The sequence below is a fragment of the Pseudomonas sp. FW305-20 genome, from assembly GCF_058788075.1.
The window spans coordinates 95,284-115,308 of sequence record NZ_JBYTAJ010000020.1 but is presented as its reverse complement, the minus strand read 5'-3'; the positions used below and the strand labels follow the sequence as shown (position 1 = coordinate 115,308).

15 protein-coding genes are annotated in these 20,025 nt (G+C 60.1%); 11 read left to right on the top strand and 4 right to left on the bottom strand.

The window, feature by feature from the left end:
* Positions 1 to 171: 171 nt before the first annotated feature.
* From recC to yfiB, 6 genes are all read left to right on the top strand, one after another.
* Complete coding sequence (recC, locus tag AC3WP4_RS18330; RefSeq protein WP_102616415.1) at positions 172 to 3,624, top strand: exodeoxyribonuclease V subunit gamma; 3,453 nt, start codon at positions 172 to 174, stop codon at positions 3,622 to 3,624.
* Complete coding sequence (recB, locus tag AC3WP4_RS18325) at positions 3,621 to 7,307, top strand: exodeoxyribonuclease V subunit beta (protein ID WP_102616414.1); 3,687 nt, start codon at positions 3,621 to 3,623, stop codon at positions 7,305 to 7,307. Before recC ends, recB begins: the two co-directional genes overlap by 4 nt.
* On the top strand, positions 7,304 to 9,412 hold the full coding sequence (gene recD / locus AC3WP4_RS18320) for an exodeoxyribonuclease V subunit alpha (RefSeq protein WP_074873561.1): 2,109 nt from the start codon (positions 7,304 to 7,306) through the stop codon (positions 9,410 to 9,412). Before recB ends, recD begins: the two co-directional genes overlap by 4 nt.
* A 119-nt stretch (positions 9,413 to 9,531) precedes the next feature.
* On the top strand, positions 9,532 to 10,107 hold the full coding sequence (gene yfiR, locus AC3WP4_RS18315) for a regulatory sequestration protein YfiR (RefSeq protein ID WP_102616413.1): 576 nt from the start codon (positions 9,532 to 9,534) through the stop codon (positions 10,105 to 10,107).
* Positions 10,104 to 11,372 carry a diguanylate cyclase DgcN/YfiN gene (gene dgcN, locus AC3WP4_RS18310; protein WP_102616412.1) on the top strand — a complete coding sequence of 423 codons (1,269 nt, stop codon included), beginning with the start codon at positions 10,104 to 10,106 and terminating at the stop codon, positions 11,370 to 11,372. Before yfiR ends, dgcN begins: the two co-directional genes overlap by 4 nt.
* Before the next feature lie 5 nt (positions 11,373 to 11,377).
* A complete protein-coding gene (yfiB, locus tag AC3WP4_RS18305) occupies positions 11,378 to 11,881 on the top strand; it encodes an outer membrane lipoprotein YfiB (protein WP_102616411.1) in 504 nt (167 codons plus the stop codon).
* On the opposite strand, the gene AC3WP4_RS18300 is transcribed toward yfiB, so the two are convergent.
* The gene (locus tag AC3WP4_RS18300) at positions 11,878 to 12,825 is read right to left on the bottom strand and encodes a LysR family transcriptional regulator (protein ID WP_102616410.1); all 948 of its coding nucleotides are present in this window, start codon (positions 12,823 to 12,825) and stop codon (positions 11,878 to 11,880) included. The two genes, yfiB and AC3WP4_RS18300, sit on opposite strands and share 4 nt — an antisense overlap.
* Positions 12,826 to 12,987: 162 nt before the next feature.
* Between AC3WP4_RS18300 and AC3WP4_RS18295 the strand changes: the two genes are divergently transcribed.
* Together AC3WP4_RS18295 and mmsB are read left to right on the top strand one after the other, a co-directional pair.
* Positions 12,988 to 14,514 carry a CoA-acylating methylmalonate-semialdehyde dehydrogenase gene (locus AC3WP4_RS18295; RefSeq protein ID WP_102616409.1) on the top strand — a complete coding sequence of 509 codons (1,527 nt, stop codon included), beginning with the start codon at positions 12,988 to 12,990 and terminating at the stop codon, positions 14,512 to 14,514.
* Positions 14,515 to 14,524: 10 nt separating this feature from the next.
* The gene (gene mmsB / locus AC3WP4_RS18290) at positions 14,525 to 15,412 is read left to right on the top strand and encodes a 3-hydroxyisobutyrate dehydrogenase (RefSeq protein ID WP_102616408.1); all 888 of its coding nucleotides are present in this window, start codon (positions 14,525 to 14,527) and stop codon (positions 15,410 to 15,412) included.
* Positions 15,413 to 15,632: 220 nt separating this feature from the next.
* Here mmsB and AC3WP4_RS18285 read toward each other — a convergent pair whose 3' ends face one another.
* Both AC3WP4_RS18285 and AC3WP4_RS18280 read right to left on the bottom strand, forming a co-directional pair.
* Entirely contained in the window at positions 15,633 to 15,977 is a 345-nt protein-coding gene (locus AC3WP4_RS18285; RefSeq protein ID WP_007946320.1) for a cupin domain-containing protein, read from the bottom strand.
* 143 nt (positions 15,978 to 16,120) lie between these two features.
* Positions 16,121 to 17,005, bottom strand: coding sequence for a LysR substrate-binding domain-containing protein (locus AC3WP4_RS18280; RefSeq protein ID WP_102616407.1), 885 nt, complete (start codon positions 17,003 to 17,005; stop codon positions 16,121 to 16,123).
* Between the two features lie 202 nt (positions 17,006 to 17,207).
* Between AC3WP4_RS18280 and AC3WP4_RS18275 the strand changes: the two genes are divergently transcribed.
* Positions 17,208 to 17,972 (top strand): sulfite exporter TauE/SafE family protein, encoded by a 765-nt coding sequence (locus AC3WP4_RS18275; protein WP_102616406.1) that lies wholly within the window; start codon positions 17,208 to 17,210, stop codon positions 17,970 to 17,972.
* Here AC3WP4_RS18275 and AC3WP4_RS18270 read toward each other — a convergent pair.
* Positions 17,962 to 18,276: a putative quinol monooxygenase gene (locus AC3WP4_RS18270; protein ID WP_102616405.1), complete on the bottom strand. Its 315-nt coding sequence runs from the start codon at positions 18,274 to 18,276 to the stop codon at positions 17,962 to 17,964. The genes AC3WP4_RS18275 and AC3WP4_RS18270 overlap by 11 nt on opposite strands.
* 160 nt (positions 18,277 to 18,436) lie before the next feature.
* Between AC3WP4_RS18270 and mdaB the strand changes: the two genes are divergently transcribed.
* Complete coding sequence (gene mdaB / locus AC3WP4_RS18265) at positions 18,437 to 19,027, top strand: NADPH:quinone oxidoreductase MdaB (RefSeq protein ID WP_074873580.1); 591 nt, start codon at positions 18,437 to 18,439, stop codon at positions 19,025 to 19,027.
* A gap of 57 nt (positions 19,028 to 19,084) precedes the next feature.
* Positions 19,085 to 19,996 (top strand): LysR family transcriptional regulator, encoded by a 912-nt coding sequence (locus AC3WP4_RS18260; protein ID WP_074873581.1) that lies wholly within the window; start codon positions 19,085 to 19,087, stop codon positions 19,994 to 19,996.
* Positions 19,997 to 20,025 lie beyond the last annotated feature (29 nt).

Below are 20,025 nucleotides of genomic sequence, written 5' to 3'. Positions count from 1 at the left end.
GGTCATCGTCAAGATTAAATTCCGAAACCCCTATCTGCGTATGCAGGTAGGGGTTTTGTTTTTGTCCGCGGGAAAGTTCGTACAGCAATCCCGGACGGCTCCCGGCTGTCACAGTCTCCCGACAATGCTAAGGTTCGGCCCTAGCTTTTGTATTTTTCCAAGGAAGCCTTTATGCCGGACGCGACGTCCCTCAGTGCTGGTTTTATGGTGGTTCACGGCAATCGCCTGGACGAGTTGCGCAGCCTGGTGGTCAGCTGGATGCGGCGTTACCCGCTGGCTCCCTTGGAAAATGAAATTGCCCTGGTACAGAGCAACGGCATCGCTCAATGGCTGAAGCTGGCACTAGCGGAAGATCCTGAAGATGACGACATGGGTGGCTGCGGAATCGCCGCAGCCATCGACGTTCAGTTACCGGGTAGCTTCATGTGGCAGCTCTATCGCATGGTGCTTGGGCGTGACGAAATCCCGGTCAAATCCCTGCTCGATAAAGCTCCCTTGACTTGGCGTCTGATGCGCCTGCTTCCGCAGTTGATCAATCAACCGCACTTCGAACCGCTGCAGCGCTTCCTGACCCATGACACCGATTTACGCAAACGCTATCAGTTGGCCGAGCGGCTGGCGGATTTGTTTGACCAATACCAAGTGTATCGGGCCGATTGGCTTGAAGACTGGGCCGAAGGTCGTCATCAACTACGAAATGGCAGAGGTGAAACCAAACCTCTGACCCCGGCTAACTGCTGGCAGGCAGAGTTGTGGCGTGCGCTGTTGCTGGATGTGGGTGAACAAGGCATGGCGCAAAGTCGAGCCGGCGTCCATCAGCGGTTTATCGAGCGCATCAACAGCCTCGACGTAGCCCCTGGCGGATTGCCTTCGCGGGTAATCGTTTTCGGGATTTCTTCTCTGCCTGCTCAAGCCCTGGAAGCACTGGCGGGGCTGGCCCGTTTCAGCCAGGTTCTGCTCTGCGTACACAACCCGTGTCGTCACCATTGGGCAGACATCGTCGCCGATAAAGACCTGTTGCGGCATCAATACAAGCGTCAGGCTCGCAAGAGCGGAATGCCGGTAGTGCTCGACCCGCAAACCCTTCACCAGCATGCCCATCCACTACTGGCGGCTTGGGGCAAACAGGGGCGGGACTATATCAATCTGCTCGACAGCTACGACGATCCCAGCAGCTATCGCTCGGCATTCCGCGATGGCCGTATTGACCTGTTCAGCGACAGCCAGCCACAGAACATGCTCAATCAATTGCAGGACGACATTCTTGAATTGCGTCCCTTGAACGAGACTCGCGAGCGCTGGCCAGCTGTCGATCCGGCGAAGGACGAGTCGATCCGTTTTCACATTGCCCATAGCGCCCAGCGCGAAGTGGAGATCCTCCACGACCAGTTGCTCGCACGCTTCAGTGCTGATCCGGACTTAAGGCCTCGCGATGTGATTGTGATGGTCCCGGACATCGACAGCTACGCACCGCATATTCGAGCGGTGTTTGCTCAGCTTGAACGCCACGACCCGCGTTTCATTCCCTTCACACTCGCAGATCAAGGCCAACGCGGCCGTGACCCGCTACTGATTGCTATCGAACACCTGCTCAAACTGCCCGACAGCCGTTTCCCCGTGAGTGAGATCCTCGATCTGCTGGATGTTCCTGCACTGCGCGCTCGCTTCGGTGTAGAGGAACGCGATCTGCCGACACTGCATCGTTGGATCGAAGGCGCAGGCATCCGCTGGGGCATGAATGCCGAACAGCGCGCGGGTCTCGGTCTGCCGCAGGAGCTGGAACAAAACAGTTGGCGTTTCGGCCTGCGACGGATGCTGCTCGGTTATGCCGTAGGCAGTGCCGGTGCTTGCGAGGGTATCGAACCCTACGACGAGATCGGTGGTCTGGACGCCGCGCTCATCGGCCCTTTGGTTGCGCTGCTGGACGCATTGGAGATTGCGCACCAGGAGCTCTCTCAACCTGCCGCTCCCAAACAATGGGGCTTTCGCTTGCACGCACTGGTTCAGTTGTTTTTCCTGGCCAGTAACGAACATGACGACTACGTATTGGCCCAACTCGAAGAGCTGCGTGAAACCTGGCTTGAGACCTGCGAGTCAGTTGGTTTGCATGATGAGCTGCCATTGACCGTGGTCCGTGAAGCCTGGCTCGCCGGCCTCGACCAAGGCCGCCTGTCCCAGCGTTTCCTGGCCGGTGCAGTTAACTTCTGTACCTTGATGCCCATGCGCGCGATCCCGTTCAAACTCGTCTGCCTGCTGGGCATGAATGACGGGGACTACCCGCGTGCACAACCGCCACTGGACTTCGATCTCATGGGCAGTGATTACCGCCCTGGCGATCGCTCCCGACGCGAAGATGATCGCTATCTACTGTTGGAAGCCCTGTTGTCGGCACGGGACCAACTCTATATCAGCTGGGTCGGTCGCAGCATTCGCGATAACAGTGAACGCCCCGCGTCGGTACTGATTGGCCAATTGCGCGATCATCTGGCCAGCGGTTGGCGACTGCATGATGTCGACGAAGATTTGCTTGAGGCCATCACTCAGGAACATCCGTTGCAACCGTTCAGCGCCCGCTACTTTCATGAAGGCGATGACTTGTTCAGCTACGCCAATGAATGGCAGGTATTGCATCAAACCGGTGAGCCGTCGACTGATACCGAAGTCCTTGATCCGTATGTTCAGGAGGAGCCGCTAAGTCTCGGACAACTGCAGGACTTCCTGCGTAATCCTGTGCGGCATTTTTTCAGTCAACGGCTGAAAGTGTACTTCGAAGCGGCTGAAGTGCCCTTGGCTGATGAAGAGCCATTCGTACTCGACGCGTTGCAACGTTACAGCCTCAGCGACAGCTTGCTCGAAGCGGCGCTGGGACATCTGGAAAGCACCGACCAGGTACTGGAAGCGCAGGCAAAACGTCTGCAAAACAGTGGGCTCCTGCCTATGGCCGGATTTGGCGAATGCCTTCAGCGAGAGTTGATCGAACCGTTGCCGGATCTGTTGCAGCGTTATCAGCAGCTTTTGGCGTTATGGCCAACACCTCTGACCAACGCTCTGCCAGTGAGTCTGGAGTTGCAGGGGCTGCGCCTGGAAGGCTGGCTCAGCGGTCTGCATCAGCGAGCGGACGGTGGTTTGCTGTCCGTCACTACAATCCCCAACAGCATCGGCTCAATCAAGTCGCGCAAATGGCATCGGCTGACACGGCCATGGGTCAATCACCTGGTTGCCTGCGCCAGTGGTATGGCGATGACCACTGCATTGGTGGCCAGCGACGACAGTCTGCTGCTCGGTCCGATGCCGGAGGATGCCGCCTTGCGGATTCTGGGCGACCTGTTAATGGCTTGGCAGACGGGCATGCGTCAACCATTGCCGATTGCGGTGAAGACCGGCTTCGCATGGCTGGGTCAAACTGATCCGGTCAAAGCCCAGACCGCAGCCCGCAAAGCCTATGAAGGCGATGGCCTGACCACCGACGGCGAGCGTCGCGAAAGCCCCGCACTCGCCCGACAGTTCGCCGACTTCGACTCGCTTGCCGCAGACGAAACGTTCCCGGATTGGGGCAACGCGTTGTACCGGCCGTTGCTTGAAGCGCCTTGGCGTTCATTGAACAGCGAGGAGCCGCGCGCATGACCACAAAACCTCTGGCCTTGGCATTTCCCCTGCGCGGCAGCCAATTGATCGAAGCGAGCGCCGGGACCGGCAAGACCTTCACCATTTCCGCGCTTTATCTGCGTCTGGTCCTTGGCCACGGCGCAGAGTCGAGCGGCTTCGGACGTGAACTGTTGCCGCCGCAAATCCTGGTTGTGACGTTCACCGATGCCGCGACCAAAGAACTGCGCGAGCGTATCCGCACGCGTCTCGCTGAAGCTGCACGGTTTTTCCGTGATGAAACACCGGCGCCCGACAGCCTTATCGCGGAGCTTCGTGAGGAGTACCTTCCCGAGCAGTGGTCCGGATGCGCGAACCGCTTGGACATCGCTGCGCAGTGGATGGACGAGGCGGCAGTTTCGACTATCCACAGTTGGTGCCAGCGCATGTTGCGCGAGCACGCGTTCGACAGTGGCAGTCTGTTTACACAGACCCTGGAAACCGATCACAGCGATTTGCTGGGCGAAGTCCTGCGCGATTACTGGCGTCTGTTTTGTTACCCGATGCAAGGTGATGCGCTGAACTGGGTGCGTGGGAATTGGGGTGGTCCGGCAGCCTTGCTGCCTCGAGTACGTGGTTTGTTCGCCAGTGAGCGAGACAGTGTTGAAGGTAAAGAACCTGCCGAGCTGATCACGGCGTGTCTGCAAGAGCGACGGGCAGCCTTGCTCGAACTCAAGATGCCCTGGCGCCAGTGGGCGGACGAACTGCTTGCCATTTGTCACCAGGGTGTCGCGAGCAAGAGCGTCGACGGTCGCAAGATGCAGGCGCGCTATTTCGAACCCTGGTTCGAAAAGATCAGGGCCTGGGCTGAAGACGAATCCCTTGAGCAGCTGGATATCGGCACCGGATTCACGCGCCTGACTCCCGACGGTATGGCCGAAGCCTGGAAGGGTGAAGTACCCCGTCATCCCGGGCTGGACGCCATGCCCGGCCTCAAGACCTGCCTCGATGGATTGCCGACACCTGATGCCGCCGTGCTGCAACACGCCGCCCAGTGGGTCGGTACACGGTTCGAGGAAGAAAAGCGTCGCCGTGCGGAGATGGGCTTCGATGACATGCTGCTTCGCCTCGATGCAGCATTGCAATCCGATGGCGGCGAGCGGCTGGCGACCCTGATTCGCGAGCAGTTTCCAGTGGCGCTTATCGATGAGTTCCAGGACACCGACCCTGTGCAGTACCGGATCTTCGAGAGCATCTATCGCATCGAAGACAACAATCCCGAATGCGGCCTGTTCCTGATCGGCGACCCCAAGCAAGCTATCTACGCGTTCCGCGGTGCCGACATCTACACTTACCTGCGCGCCCGCCAGGCAACCACTGGCCGACTGCATACTCTGGGTACGAATTTCCGTTCCAGCCATGGCATGGTCCGTGCGGTGAACCATGTGTTCGAGCGCGCCGAATCTCGCGAAACCGGTCGGGGCGCGTTCCTGTTTCGTGAAAAGAGCGGCGAGAACCCGGTACCGTTCCTGCCGGTCGAATCCCAAGGGCGCAAAGAAGTTCTGCACATCGACGGCCAGGTCGTGCCCGCCCTGAACATCTGGCACCTGTCCGCCGATCAGCCGCTGTCCGGCGCGGTGTACCGACAACAACTCGCCGCCGCCTGCGCCAGTGAAATCACCACTTTGCTTAACGGTGGGCAGCACGGTCGCGCGGGTTTCATACAGGACGGCAAGGACTTCAGAGGTCTGTTGCCAGCGGATATCGCGATCCTGGTCCGCGACGGTAAAGAGGCCCAGGCTGTGCGCGGCGAACTCTCCGCCCGTGGCGTGCGCAGCGTCTATCTGTCGGATAAGGATTCAGTGTTCGCCGCCCAAGAGGCCCACGACGTACTGACCTGGCTCAAGGCTTGTGCCGAGCCGGATGTCGAGCGTCCACTGCGGGCCGCGTTGGCCTGCATCACGCTGAACCTGTCGCTGGCTGAGCTGGAACGGCTGAATCAGGACGAACTGGCCTGGGAAGCGCGGGTCATGCAGTTCCGTCATTATCGCGAGCTCTGGCGCAAGCAGGGCGTGTTGCCGATGCTGCGGCGATTGCTGCATGACTTTCAGCTGCCTCAGACATTGATTCTGCGCAGTGACGGCGAGCGGGTGCTGACCAATTTGCTGCACCTGTCCGAATTGCTGCAACAGGCGGCCGCCGAACTCGATGGTGAGCAAGCGCTGATCCGTCATTTGTCCGAGCACCTGGCGTTGTCCGGTCAGGCCGGCGAAGAGCAGATCCTGCGTCTTGAGAGCGACGAACAACTGGTCAAGGTCGTGACCATTCACAAGTCCAAGGGGCTTGAGTATCCCTTGGTGTTCCTGCCATTCGTTTGCTCGGCGAAGCCAGTGGATGGCAGTCGTCTGCCGCTGCATTACCACGACGCCACCGGCAAGGCCCAAGTGACCTTGAAGCCGACGGCCGAGTTGATTGTTCAGGCGGATGATGAGCGACTGGCCGAGGATCTGCGCTTGCTTTACGTGGCCTTGACCCGGGCGCAACACGCCTGCTGGCTCGGAGTGACGGATCTCAAACGCGGCAATAACAACAGCTCGGTGCTGCACCTGTCGGCATTGGGTTATCTGCTGGGCGGCGGAGTGCCATTGGCCGAGTCGGCAGGCTTGAAGCGGTGGCTGGAAGACCTGCAGCAGGACTGTCCTGCGCTGAGCTACGGTGAAATGCCTGAAGCGACCGTCGAGCACTACCATCCACCTCGCAACGATGCGACGTTGCTTGCTCCGCTGATACCCAAGCGCAAGGCCAGCGAAAACTGGTGGATTGCCTCTTACAGTGCCCTGCGCATTGGCGACAGCATGAGCGTGGGCACTGATGAAGCGCCGGAAAGCCCGCAAGCGCAAAAGCTCTTCGACGACGAACGCCTCGATCCGCAAGCACCACGCGAAGTAGTGGCCGGCGGCGCGGATATCCATCGATTCCCTCGCGGCCCGAACCCCGGCACCTTTCTCCATGGTTTGCTCGAATGGGCCGGTGACGAAGGTTTTACCGCCACGCCAAAAGCGGTGGAAGACGCCATTGCCCGTCGTTGCAATCGACGTGGCTGGGAAGGCTGGATAACCGCCCTGAGCGATTGGCTGCAGCATCTGCTTACCTCTCCGCTGCATATCGGTGGTGGGCAGGCTCCCGTGGTATTCGAGCAATTGACCCACTACCGCGTCGAGATGGAATTCTGGTTCGCCAGCCATAAGGTCGATGTGCTCAAGCTCGATGAACTGGTGCGCCAATACACCCACAACGGCGTGGCCCGGGTGGCTGCCGAGCCGGTGTTGCTCAATGGCATGTTCAAGGGCTTCATCGACCTGACGTTCGAACACGACGGCCGCTACTACGTCGCCGACTACAAATCCAACTGGCTGGGCGTCGATGACGCGGCCTATACCGAGCAGGCCATGGAGCAGTCGATTCTCGACAACCGTTACGACCTGCAATACGTGCTGTACCTGTTGGCCCTGCATCGCCAGCTCAAGGCGCGACTAGCCGATTACGATTACGACCGGCATGTCGGCGGTGCGTTGTACCTGTTCCTGCGTGGTACGCGCGCGCCCAGCCAAGGCGTGTATTTTGCCCGTCCACCAAAAGAGTTGATCGAACGTCTCGACCGGCTGTTCCAGGGCAAGCCAGAACCCAAGGCCGAACCCGCCTGGGAACAGGGAGTTTTGCTATGAGTCGCACCTTCGCTGATTTGCTGCCGACTTCGTTGACAGCCGAAAGCCTCGTGGATCTGGCGCCGTTGAGTCGCGCCGATGACTTGCTGCTACTGCTGACGCGCTGGGTTGAGCGCGGCTGGCTGCGAGCGCTGGATAAAGCCTTCGTCGCTTTTCTTCACGAGCTCGCTCCCTGCGATGATCCACTGGTGCTGCTGGCCGCGGCGTTGGCCAGCCATCAACTGGGCCACGGTCATGTGTGCCTGGATCTGTTCGAGACGCTCAAGGAACCGGACTTCGCCCTGTCGCTACCACCGGAAGGTGATGTGCAAAGTGGCGCAATGTTGTTGCCGTCGCAATTGCTTGAGGCGCTGGACGGTGCCCATTGGTGCAAGGTCCTGGCTTCCAGCAGCCTGGTCGCATTGGCGGTCGATGGTCGTGAGGCGGCGCAACATCGGCCATTGGTGTTGTCGGGCAAACGCCTGTACTTGCGTCGCTACTGGGCTTACGAACGGCGTATCGATACGTCGCTGCGTCAACGCCTGGTCGAACACGAAACCACACCGGATGATTTGCCCCAACGCCTCACCAGCTTGTTCGGCCCAGCCAGGCCCGGGGAAGTGATTGACTGGCAGAAGCTCGCTTGCGCCCTCGCCACCCGCAGCGCTTTCAGCATCGTTACCGGTGGCCCGGGGACCGGAAAGACGACGACGGTCGTGCGTTTGCTCGCGTTGCTCCAGGCGCCGGCGGTGGAGGCGGGCAAGCCGCTGCGCATCCGTCTCGCGGCACCCACCGGCAAGGCTGCAGCCCGACTGACGGAGTCCATCAGTCAGCAGGTCAGAACACTGGAAGTCGATGAAGCCGTACGCGTGAAGATCCCGTCAGATGTCACCACTGTGCACCGTCTGCTCGGCAGTCGCCCCGGTACTCGACACTTCCGTCACCACGCCGGTAATCGCTTGCCGCTGGATGTGCTGGTGGTGGACGAAGCCTCGATGATCGATCTGGAAATGATGGCCAACCTGCTCGATGCGTTGCCGGCTCATGCCCGTCTGGTGCTGCTCGGTGACAAGGATCAACTGGCATCGGTGGAGGCCGGCGCGGTGCTGGGCGACCTGTGCCGCGACGCCGAGGCCGGTTGGTACAGCCCGCAGACTCGCCGGTGGCTGCAAGCGGTCAGTGGTGAAAGCCTGGATGCCAGCGGTTTGCGGGAAGACACCCAGGGCACTCATCCGCTGGCCCAGCAAGTTGTGATGCTGCGTCATTCGCGTCGGTTCGGCGAGGGCAGCGGCATCGGCCAATTGGCTCGTTGGGTCAACCAGCAGCAACCCGAGGAAGCTCGCAAGTTGTTGGCAGCGCGAAGCCATGACGACGTGTTTTCCCTGCCCCTCAAGGGGGAGCAGGACCGGGCGCTGGAACGCTTGCTGCTTGAGGGGCATGGCGATGGACCGCAGGGTTATCGGCATTACCTGAGTCTGTTACGCAGCCTGCGGCCACCGCTCGACAGCACGCTTGATGATCCCTGCTGGACCGATTGGGCTCGCCAAGTCCTGCAAGCCTTCGACACCTTCCAGTTGTTGTGCGCCGTACGCAAAGGGCCGTGGGGCGTTGAAGGTTTGAATCAACGCGTGACCGCCGCGCTGCTAAAGGCCCGGCTGATCGACAGCGACCAGCAGTGGTACGAAGGTCGACCGGTGCTGATGACCCGCAATGACTATGGCCTGGGTTTGATGAATGGCGACATCGGCATTGCCCTCAAGCTGCCGGAACGCGAGGGGCCAGAGGTTGGGAAACAGGTACTGCGTGTGGCGTTCCCGCGTAATGATGGTCAGGGTGGCGTACGTTTTGTACTGCCGAGCCGGCTCAATGATGTGGAAACTGTGTACGCCATGACAGTGCATAAATCCCAGGGCTCGGAATTTGCCCACACCGCGTTGATTCTGCCGGATGCCCTGAACCCTGTGCTTACCAAGGAATTGATCTATACCGGGATTACCCGCGCCAAAAACTGGTTCACCCTGATCGAGCCGCGTACCGGCGTATTCGAAGAGGCGGTGAGGCGCAAGGTCAAACGCTTGAGCGGGTTGATGCTGGAACTGGATGAGGGTGTCGAATCAAGGGATTGAAAGGGACGGCGTCAGGCGCCGGAAACTGACTGAAGTGCCGTAGGACGCCGCCTCGCTGGCGTTTGAACGCTGTGCTATCGTTGCGGCATCATTTCGCTACGATCGAAGAGAATCCCTGCATGAAGGTCGCTGTCTGGACGACACAGCGCGTTACCAGGTGCAAACACGTGCTGTTCGCCGGCCTTCTCTGTTTGTTCACCGGCATCGTTTTCGCTCAGTCGCAAACGCCTGTGAGCATGGCCGATCAGCGCGCACAATCCGTCACTCAGGTGGTCCTCGGGATTCTCAGTTATGCCCGCTGGCCTGTTGAGCCAGCACAACTGCGCTTGTGCATTGTGGGCCCCACCGAATACACCGACGATCTGGTCAAAGGCACGACCCAGGCCACCGGTCGCCCCGTCACGGTGCGACGTCTGTTGGCCGACAACCCGTCGATTACCGGTGAGTGCGATGCGGTGTATATCGGCAAACTGACCAGTGATGAACGTAGCCGGCTATTCGCTTCGCTGGCAGGGCGTCCGGTGCTGAGCATCAGCGAACGCGACGACCCCTGTACCGTCGGCAGTCTGTTTTGCCTGCGGGTCAGCGATGAGCAAGTGTCCTTTGAAGTCAACCTGGATTCCGTCGCCCGAAGCGGCGTGCGTATTCACCCCAGTGTGCTGCAACTGTCCCGCCGCAAGCCGGCGGCGCCATGAGTCTTTTCAAGCCGGGTAACCGCCCAACCTTGCGCTCGGTCATCGGGCGCGGACATTTGATCGTCGCACTCGTGGCCGTGGCCATGGCCAGTATCTCGCTGACGTTGCTCGGCGTACTGGCCTTGCGGGTCTATGCCGACCACAACTTGCACCTGATTGCGCGCTCGATCAATTACACCGTGGAAGCGGCGGTGGTGTTCAACGACAAGTCTGCCGCTAGCGAAGCGCTGGCATTGATTGCGTCCACCGAAGAAGTGGCCGATGCCCAAGTGCTGGACGAGCAAGGCACGTTGCTGGCTCGCTGGGAGCGGCCGGAAACGGGCTTCTTCTCGGACCTCGAAATGCAGATTGCCAAGGCCTTTCTGGAAAAACCGATCAGCATGCCAATCGTCCATCAAGGTCAGGCAATTGGAAGCATCCAGCTCACCGGTCACGGGGGCAGCCTGTTGCGGTTTCTGCTCAGCGGTCTGCTCGGCATCGTTTTGTGTACCGCCGTCAGTGCTTGGGTGGCGCTCTATCTGGCGCGCCGACAACTTCGCGCAATCACGGGGCCATTGCGCAGCCTGGCGTTCGTGGCTCACGCCGCCCGCAGCGAGCGAGCCTTCGATCAGCGTGTGCCTCCCGCCGCCATCGCCGAACTCGACAACCTGGGCAATGACTTCAATGCCTTGCTCGATGAGCTTGAATCCTGGCAGACCCACCTGCGAAGCGAAAACGAAACCCTGGCCCACCAGGCCAGCCATGACAGCCTCACCGGGTTGCCGAATCGGGCGTTTTTCGAAGGACGGCTGATTCGAGCGCTGCGTAATGCCAACAAACTCAACGAGCAAGTGGCGGTGCTGTTTCTCGACAGTGATCGGTTCAAGGAGATCAATGATGGCTTCGGTCATGCCGCTGGCGATGCGGTGTTGGTGGCCGTGGCCAATCGGGTTCGAGCGCAACTGCGCGAAGGGGATCTGGTGGCACGCCTGGGCGGTGACGAATTTGCCGTCCTGCTGACGCCGCTGCACCGGATCGAGGATGCCGAGTGGATTGCCGACAAAATAATCACCAGCATGGAAGCACCGATCCCGTTGCCGGGCGATACCCAGGTGTTGACTTCACTCAGCATCGGCATCGCCGTGTACCCCGACCATGGGACCACACCCGGTGCTTTGCTTAACGCCGCCGACGCGGCGATGTACCAAGCCAAGCGTCTTTCCCGAGGCGCACAGCACACGGCAGGGTCGGAGCACTCTGTCGCCGATGTTCAAACCAGGAGCTAAATTTTGTGTTCTCACTGACCCGGCGTTCCCTGCGATTTTTCACCTTCACCTTATTGATGGCTTTGCTGACATTGAGCGGTTGCCAGACGGCGCCGCAAAAAGGCCTGACTCCGGCGCAGATCGCTGTGCTCAAGCAGCAAGGCTTCGAATTGACCGATGAGGGCTGGGCCTTTGGCTTGTCCGGCAAAGTGCTGTTTGGCAGTGACGACGACAGCCTCAACCCAGCCAGCACCGACATCGTCGAGCGTATCGGCAAGGCATTGCTGGGGGGTGAAATAGAACGAGTGCGGGTCGACGGTCACACCGACGCCTCGGGCAAAGAGTCTTACAACGAGCAGCTCTCGTTGCGCCGCGCAAAAAGCGTCGGCAAGGTGCTGACCGTTGTCGGGATGAAGGAACAAAACATCCTGCTGCGCGGCCTCGGCAGCAGTGAACCGGTTGCTTCCAACAACACACCGGCCGGCCGTACCGAGAACCGCCGGGTGTCGATCGTGGTGAGCGCCGACTAATCGGCGAACAGGGTCTCGCGACTTTCACCCATCAACAGACCCTGATTCCGCTCAGTCACCTCCCGGATGTAATCCCACAACAGGGTGATGCGCTTGAGCTTGCGCAGATCCTCGCGGCAGTACATCCAGAACTGTCGAGTGATGTTGATCTCCTTCGGCAACACCGGCAGCAATCGCGGATCCTGGGCGGCCAGGAAGCACGGCAGAATCGCCAGCGACCGCCCTTGCTGCGCGGCCACGAATTGCGCAATCACACTGGTGCTGCGCAGGTTGGCACTGGCGCCGGGCAACACATTCGCCAGGTACAACAGCTCCGAGCTGAACGCCAGATCGTCGACATAACTGATGAATGAATGTTTACCCAGGTCAGCCGGGCGGCGGATCGGTGGGTGCTTGTCCAGATAATCCTGCGTCGCGTAGAGCTGCAATTTGTAGTCGCAGAGTTTGCAGCACACGTATGGCCCATGCTCCGGGCGCTCCAGGGCGATGACGATGTCCGCCTCGCGCTTGGACAGGCTGATGAAGTGCGGCAGCGGCAGGATGTCCACGGAGATTGCCGGGTAGGCGTCGACGAAATGGCTCAGCTGTGGAGTGATGAAAAAGCTGCCAAAGCCTTCGGTGCAGCCCATGCGCACATGCCCGGACAACGCAACGCCAGAACCCGAAACCTGTTCACAGGCCATGTGCAGCGTGCTTTCGATCGACTCGGCATAACCGAGCAACCGCTGGCCTTCGGCAGTCAGGACAAAACCGCTGGTCCGGGATTTCTCGAACAGCAACGTGCCCAACGCAGCTTCCAGCGAGCTGATGCGCCGCGACACCGTGGTGTAGTCGACCGCCAGGCGCTTGGCTGCGGTGCTGGCCTTGCGGGTGCGGGCGACTTCAAGGAAAAACTTGAGGTCATCCCAGTTCAACGAGCCTAGAGACGTGATGTTTTTTTGCATGATGGACCGGCTTTTATGTGCGTTCTTATTAGAAGTTTGCACATCTATACTCCAAAAACAGTCCGAGAACCAACTCGCGACACACGTCTCGTTTCAAGGCGACAGTCTCGCCTTGGCTATACAGATAGCTCTCTAAATAAGAACAACTTCCGGAGACCCAACATGAACGCTTCGCTCACGCCAAACGAAACCACTGTCCAAACGGTAAAGCTGTTGATCGACGGCGAGTGGGTCGAGTCCCAGACTACCGAGTGGCACGACATCGTCAACCCGGCGACCCAGCAAGTGCTGGCGAAAGTACCATTCGCGACCGCGCAGGAAGTCGACGCTGCGATCAGTGCTGCCCATCGCGCCTTCCAGACCTGGAAGCTGACGCCGATCGGCGCGCGGATGCGCATCATGCTCAAGCTCCAGGCGTTGATTCGCGAACACTCCAAGCGCATCGCCGTGGTGCTCAGCAACGAGCAAGGCAAAACCATCGCCGACGCTGAAGGCGATATCTTCCGCGGCCTGGAAGTGGTCGAGCACGCCTGCTCCATCGGCAGCCTGCAAATGGGCGAGTTCGCCGAGAACGTTGCGGGCGGCGTCGATACCTACACCCTGCGTCAGCCAATCGGCGTTTGCGCCGGCATCACGCCGTTCAACTTCCCGGCGATGATTCCGCTGTGGATGTTCCCGATGGCCATCGCCTGCGGCAACACCTTCGTGCTCAAGCCGTCCGAACAGGACCCGATGTCGACCATGCTGCTGGTGGAACTGGCGATCGAGGCCGGCGTTCCGGCAGGCGTGCTCAACGTCGTTCATGGCGGTAAAGACGTGGTGGATGCGCTCTGCACCCACAAGGACATCAAGGCTGTTTCCTTCGTCGGTTCGACCGCCGTCGGCACGCACGTCTACGACTTGGCCGGTAAGCACGGCAAGCGTGTGCAATCGATGATGGGCGCGAAGAACCACGCCGTTGTACTGCCCGATGCCAACCGCGAACAAGCGCTGAATGCGCTGGTCGGTGCCGGTTTCGGTGCGGCCGGGCAACGCTGCATGGCCACCTCCGTGGTGGTGCTGGTGGGCGCGGCCAAACAATGGCTGCCTGACCTGAAGGTGCTGGCGCAGAAACTCAAAGTGAATGCCGGCAGCGAGCCGGGCACTGACGTCGGTCCGGTGATTTCCAAAAAGGCCAAGGCGCGGATTCTGGATCTGATCGAGAGCGGCATCAAGGAAGGCGCCAAGCTGGAGCTGGACGGTCGCGATATCACGGTTCCTGGTTTCGAGAAGGGCAACTTTGTCGGCCCTACCCTGTTCTCCGGCGTCACCCCGGAGATGCAGATCTACACCCAGGAAATCTTCGGTCCGGTGCTGGTGGTGCTGGAAGTCGATACCCTCGATGAGGCCATCGCACTGGTCAACGCCAACCCGTTCGGCAACGGCACTGGCCTGTTCACCCAAAGCGGTGCGGCGGCGCGTAAATTCCAGACGGAAATCGACGTCGGCCAGGTCGGCATCAACATCCCGATTCCGGTGCCGGTCCCGTTCTTCAGTTTCACCGGTTCGCGCGGGTCCAAACTCGGCGACCTCGGTCCGTATGGCAAGCAAGTGGTGCAGTTCTACACTCAGACCAAGACTGTCACCAGTCGCTGGTTCGATGACAACAGCGTCAACGACGGTGTGAACACCACCATTAACTTGCGTTAAGGAGCCGGTCATGAAAATCGCTTTTATCGGTCTCGGCAACATGGGCGCGCCGATGGCGCGCAACCTGATCAAGGCCGGCCATTCGTTGAACCTGGTCGACCTGAACAAAACCGTCCTGGCGGAGCTTGAGCAACTGGGCGGCAGCATCAGCGCTTCGGCGCGTGAAGCGGCTCAAGGCGCAGAATTGGTAATCACCATGCTGCCCGCCGCGGTGCATGTGCGCAGCGTGTGGCTGGGTGAAGACGGCGTGCTGGCGGGTATCGCCAAGGGCGTGCCGGCAGTCGATTGCAGCACCATCGATCCGCAGACGGCGCGTGATGTTGCCGCGGCGGCGGCCAAGCAAGGCGTGGCCATGGCGGATGCACCGGTGTCGGGCGGTACCGGTGGTGCGGCAGCCGGGACCCTGACGTTTATGGTCGGCGCCCCCCCTGAGCTGTTCGCCACCCTGCAACCCGTGCTGGCGCAGATGGGCCGCAACATCGTTCATTGCGGCGAAGTCGGCACCGGGCAAATCGCCAAAATCTGCAACAACCTGCTGCTGGCGATCTCGATGGTCGGTGTCAGCGAAGCGATGGCGCTCGGTGATGCGCTCGGCATCGACACCACGGTGCTGGCCGGGATCATCAACAGTTCCACAGGGCGTTGCTGGAGTTCGGAAATGTACAACCCGTGGCCGGGCATCGTCGAAACGGCGCCGGCCTCGCGCGGTTATACCGGCGGTTTCGGTGCCGAACTGATGCTCAAGGATCTGGGGCTGGCCACGGAAGCAGCACGTCAGGCGCACCAACCGGTGATGCTCGGCGCGGTGGCCCAGCAGTTGTATCAGGCGATGAGCCAGCGTGGGGAAGGTGGCAAGGACTTCTCGGCGATCATCAACAGCTATCGCAAACCGCAATAAGGAGTTTTCCGGGATTGTGGCGAGGGGGCTTGCCCCCGTTGGAGTGCGTAGCGCTCCCCCGCATTCCCTCAGGCATACCGTGTAGGCAGGTTTTACGACGGCTTCGCCGCCGAACGGGGGTAAACCCCCTCACCACAAAAGCTGGCTCCCACAGGGGCAGCATTGTTCCTATCGACATTTACCGGGAGATCACGTCGGGTGATCTCCCGGTTTTTTTGCATCAGGCAAACACGAAATACTTGCGCACGGTTTCAACCACTTCCCACGTGCCTTTCATGCCCGGCTCGATGACGAAAATATCACCGGCGCGCAGATGGATCGGCTCTTTTCCTTCTGGGGTGATGATGCAGTACCCCTCGCGGAAATCGCAGTATTCCCACTTCACGTATTCCACATACCATTTGCCCGGCGTGCAGATCCAGGTGCCCATGATCTTGCTGCCGTCTTCGCTGGTGTAGGCGTTGAGGTTGACGGTGTGCGGGTCGCCTTCGAGTTTTTCCCATTTGCAGGCGTCGAGCACCGGCAGTGGATGGGTATCGCGAAGAACGGTAATAGGTGCGGTCATGTGGACTCCGGGGCAGTGGACTAGAGAACTGAAGTCGCACCCTATAGCGCCCGTCTGCCGCTCAGTTGTCTGTACTCGACATTGAGCTGTCCAGAAACGCGCATTGCCCTCAAAGATGAAAGCCCAAGGGTAAAGTCTGCCCCTCAGGGGAGAGTCAAGGCGTGCAGCAAGGCCTTCGCATAGCCGGGCAGCGTCTCAAAGTCCCGCGCACAGAGCAGGAGTTTGCGTTGAGCCCAAGGTTCCTGCAGGGCGAGACTTTTGAAAGATTGTTCGTCGCGCCAGCGCTCAACCGCCGCAAGCGGGACGATCGCCAACCCGGCCCCCCGAGCGACCATGCGCATCATGCCATCGAAACCGTCGGCGCGGATGCGCATTTGCATGCGTGACCCGGTGTGCAGCGCCTGTTCTTCCAGGTACACCGCCAACGCGCTGTTGGCGTTCAGGCCGACATAGTCGTGGTGCAAGGTGTCGCTGAAGCTCACGACATCTGCGGGTGCCAAGGGATGATCGCGGGGCATGATCAGCACCAGCGGATCGTCGCGAAACGGGCGGGTCTGCAGGTCATCGGTGTCTACGGCGTCGGAGACGATGCCCAGGTCTGCGGCACCTTGGCGCAAGGCGTGGGTGATGCGTGCACTGGGCAGTTCTTGCAAATCGATGTCGAGGTTAGGCTGGTCGCGAAGAAAGTCCGCAAGCAACTCCGGCAGGTATTCGGTGATTGCCGTGGTGTTGCACAGTAGCCGCACCTGGCCTTTGACGCCGTTGGCGTATTCCGCCAGGTCCTGCTGCATGCGTTCGGCTTGTTGCAGCAGGACGCGGGCGTGTTGCGCCAGGGCCTTGCCGGCCGGGGTCGGGCTGACCCCGCGACGACCTCGCTGCAGAAATTCGATCCCCAACGATGCCTCCATGGCGCGGATGCGCGCACTCGCCGCCGCCAGGGACAGATGACTGCGAGCCGCGCCGGCGGTGATGTTGCCGCTGTCGAGGATGTTCAGGTAGAGGCGCAGGTCGGTCAGGTCGAAGTGCATCGTCAGTCCCAAAGATCGTTCCCACGCTCCTGCGTGGGAATGCCTCACTGGACGCTCTGCGTCCGCTTTGGCATGCGACGCGAAGCGTCACGGGCTGCATTCCCACGCAGAGCGTGGGAACGATCATGCCTCTTGCTGAGCAAGAGGCTGCCTCAGTATATGGCAGATTTTCAAGCAGCCAATCCAGGCTCACGATAGCGCCATGAATACTCTCGCCGCGTTCTATCAAAACCTCGGTCTGGCCCTTTCTTTGATGGTCATTGCGACCTTTTTGCTGGCCGGCATGATCAAGGGTGTGATCGGCCTCGGTCTGCCGACCATCGCGATGGGTTTGCTCGGTCTGGCTATGGCGCCGTCGCAGGCTGCCGCGCTGCTGATCATCCCCGCAACGCTCACCAATGTCTGGCAACTGGCATTCGGCGGGCATCTGCGAGGGTTAATCAAACGCCTGTGGCCGATGCTGCTGGCGATCTTCATCGGCACCGGGGCCGGCACGTTGTGGATCGGCATGGCCGGTGGTCATTGGGTCGTGCGGGGATTGGGCGCTGCGCTGTTGCTCTACGCGTTGAGCGGGTTGTGTCTGCCGACCTTGCGTGTCGGCCGTCACACTGAGCGTTGGCTCGGTCCGCTTGGCGGTCTGTTGACGGGCGTCATCACCTCGGCCACCGGCGTCTTCGTGATTCCGGCCGTGCCTTATCTGCAAGCCTTGGGCTTGAACAAGGATGAACTGGTGCAGGCGCTGGGTCTGTCGTTCACCGTCTCGACCCTGGCCTTGGCCGGCGGATTGTTATGGCGCGGCGCACTGGGCGGTGGCGAGTTAAGTGCGTCGTTGCTGGCGCTGATCCCGGCGGTGCTCGGCATGTTGCTGGGGCAATGGCTGCGCCAGCGGATCAGCGCCGTGCTGTTCAAGCGTGTGTTCTTTATCGGCCTGGGCGTGCTCGGCGGCCACTTGCTGATCAGCGGGTAGCGGACGACGGGCTGAGCATGTCGATCGTGCGGATATCGAAATCCCGTTCCAGGTACTCATCGCGTTGCTCGAGGAATTGCTTCATGTGCGGCAGGTTCGAGTGCACGTCCAAGTGAGCCTGGGACTGCCAGATCTCGTAGAAGATAAACAGCGTCGGGTCCTGTTTGTCGCGCAACATGTGGTACTCGATGCAACCGGGTTCGGCGCGGCTTGCTTGCACATAACCGCTGAAAAACGCTTCGAAGGCGTCGGATTTTTCCGAGCGGGTCTTGGCGTGCAGGATGAAACCTTGCATTTCACTCATCAGAAATTTCCTCAAGTTCAGAATCGACGCAAGTTTATGGCAACAATCGGCTGTCGATTCGTGCGTATTGGTCAAATGAATTTTGTGAATTCAGCGCTTATTCAGCGCGAGGCAGATCGCTACTCTGCCGTCATCGAATTCCAACCTTCCGAGACTTCCCATGAAAAAAGTCCTGTTGCTCAATGGCGGCAAAAAATTTGCCCACTCCGATGGCCGTTACAACGCCACCCTGCATGAAGCCGCACTGAGCGTGCTGGATCGCGGCGGCGTCGACGTGAAAGCCACTTTCATCGACGAGGGTTACGACCTCGCCGAGGAAGTTGCCAAATTCCTTTGGGCCGACGTGATCATTTATCAGATGCCCGGCTGGTGGATGGGCGCGCCCTGGACCGTCAAGAAGTACATCGACGAAGTCTTCACCGAAGGCCATGGCAGCCTGTACGCCAGTGACGGTCGCACCCGTTCCGACGCGTCGCAAAAGTACGGCAGCGGTGGTCTGTTGCAGGGCAAGCAATACATGTTGTCCCTGACTTGGAACGCGCCGCAGCAAGCCTTCGACGATCCAACCGACTTCTTCGAAGCCAAGGGCGTGGACGCGGTGTACTTCCCGTTCCACAAGGCCAACACCTTCCTCGGCATGACCGGTTTGCCAACGTTCCTGTGCGTTGATGTGATGAAGCGCCCTAATATCGAAGCCGATGTGGCGCGCTATGAGCAGCATTTGACCGAGGTGTTCGGCCTGCCGGCGTAAGGTTCCTTTTGCCCCACATCCAGCTACTATCAAGCCAGTTTTGAATGAGGGGCATCCGTGAAAGCCAGATCCGATGAATTGCAGATTTTCGTCTGCGTGATTGAATGCGGGTCGATTTCCGCTGCGGCCGAACAGGTCGGGCAAACGCCTTCGGCGGTCAGCCGTACGCTGTCGCGGCTGGAGGCGAAACTCGATACCACGCTAATCAACCGCACCACGCGACGCATGGACCTGACCGAAGAGGGCAAGTATTTTTTCGAGCACGCCAAGCTGATTCTCGATCAGATGGACGAGCTTGAAGAGCGTCTGACCTCGCGTCAGCAAACCCCGTCCGGGCGCCTGCGGATCAATGCCGCGTCACCGTTCATGCTGCACGCCATCGTGCCGTACATCGACGAGTTCCGCCGGCTCTATCCGGACATCCAGCTGGAGCTCAACAGCAACGATCTGATCATCGACTTGCTCGAGCAAAGCACCGACATCGCCATCCGCATCGGCACGCTCGCCGATTCGACCCTGCACGCTCGATCGCTGGGCTGCAGTCCGCTGCACATCGTCGCCAGCCCGGCCTATCTTGAAAAACACGGTGTACCGGCTGAAGTGGCGGATTTGTCCGGGCATACGTTGCTGGGTTTTACCCACAACGAAGGCCTCAACCAATGGCCGCTGCGTTACGTGCACGGTGATCGTTGGCCGATTCAGGCGTCGATCAGCGCCTCCAGCGGCGAGACGATCAGGCACTTGGCGCTGGAAGGCCAAGGCATCGCCTGCCTGTCGCACTTCATGACGATTGATGACATCCGCGCCGGACGTTTGCAGGTGCTGCTGGCGGATTTCAACAGCGGCTATCGCCAGCCGATCAACGCGGTGTACTACCGCAACTCGCAACTTGCCCTACGGATTCAATGCTTCCTGGACTTCATCCAGGGCAAATTGGCGGCTTATGCGAATGCGGATTTCAAGGGCTGATTCGTGATCCCTGCGCAAGAGTGAATTGG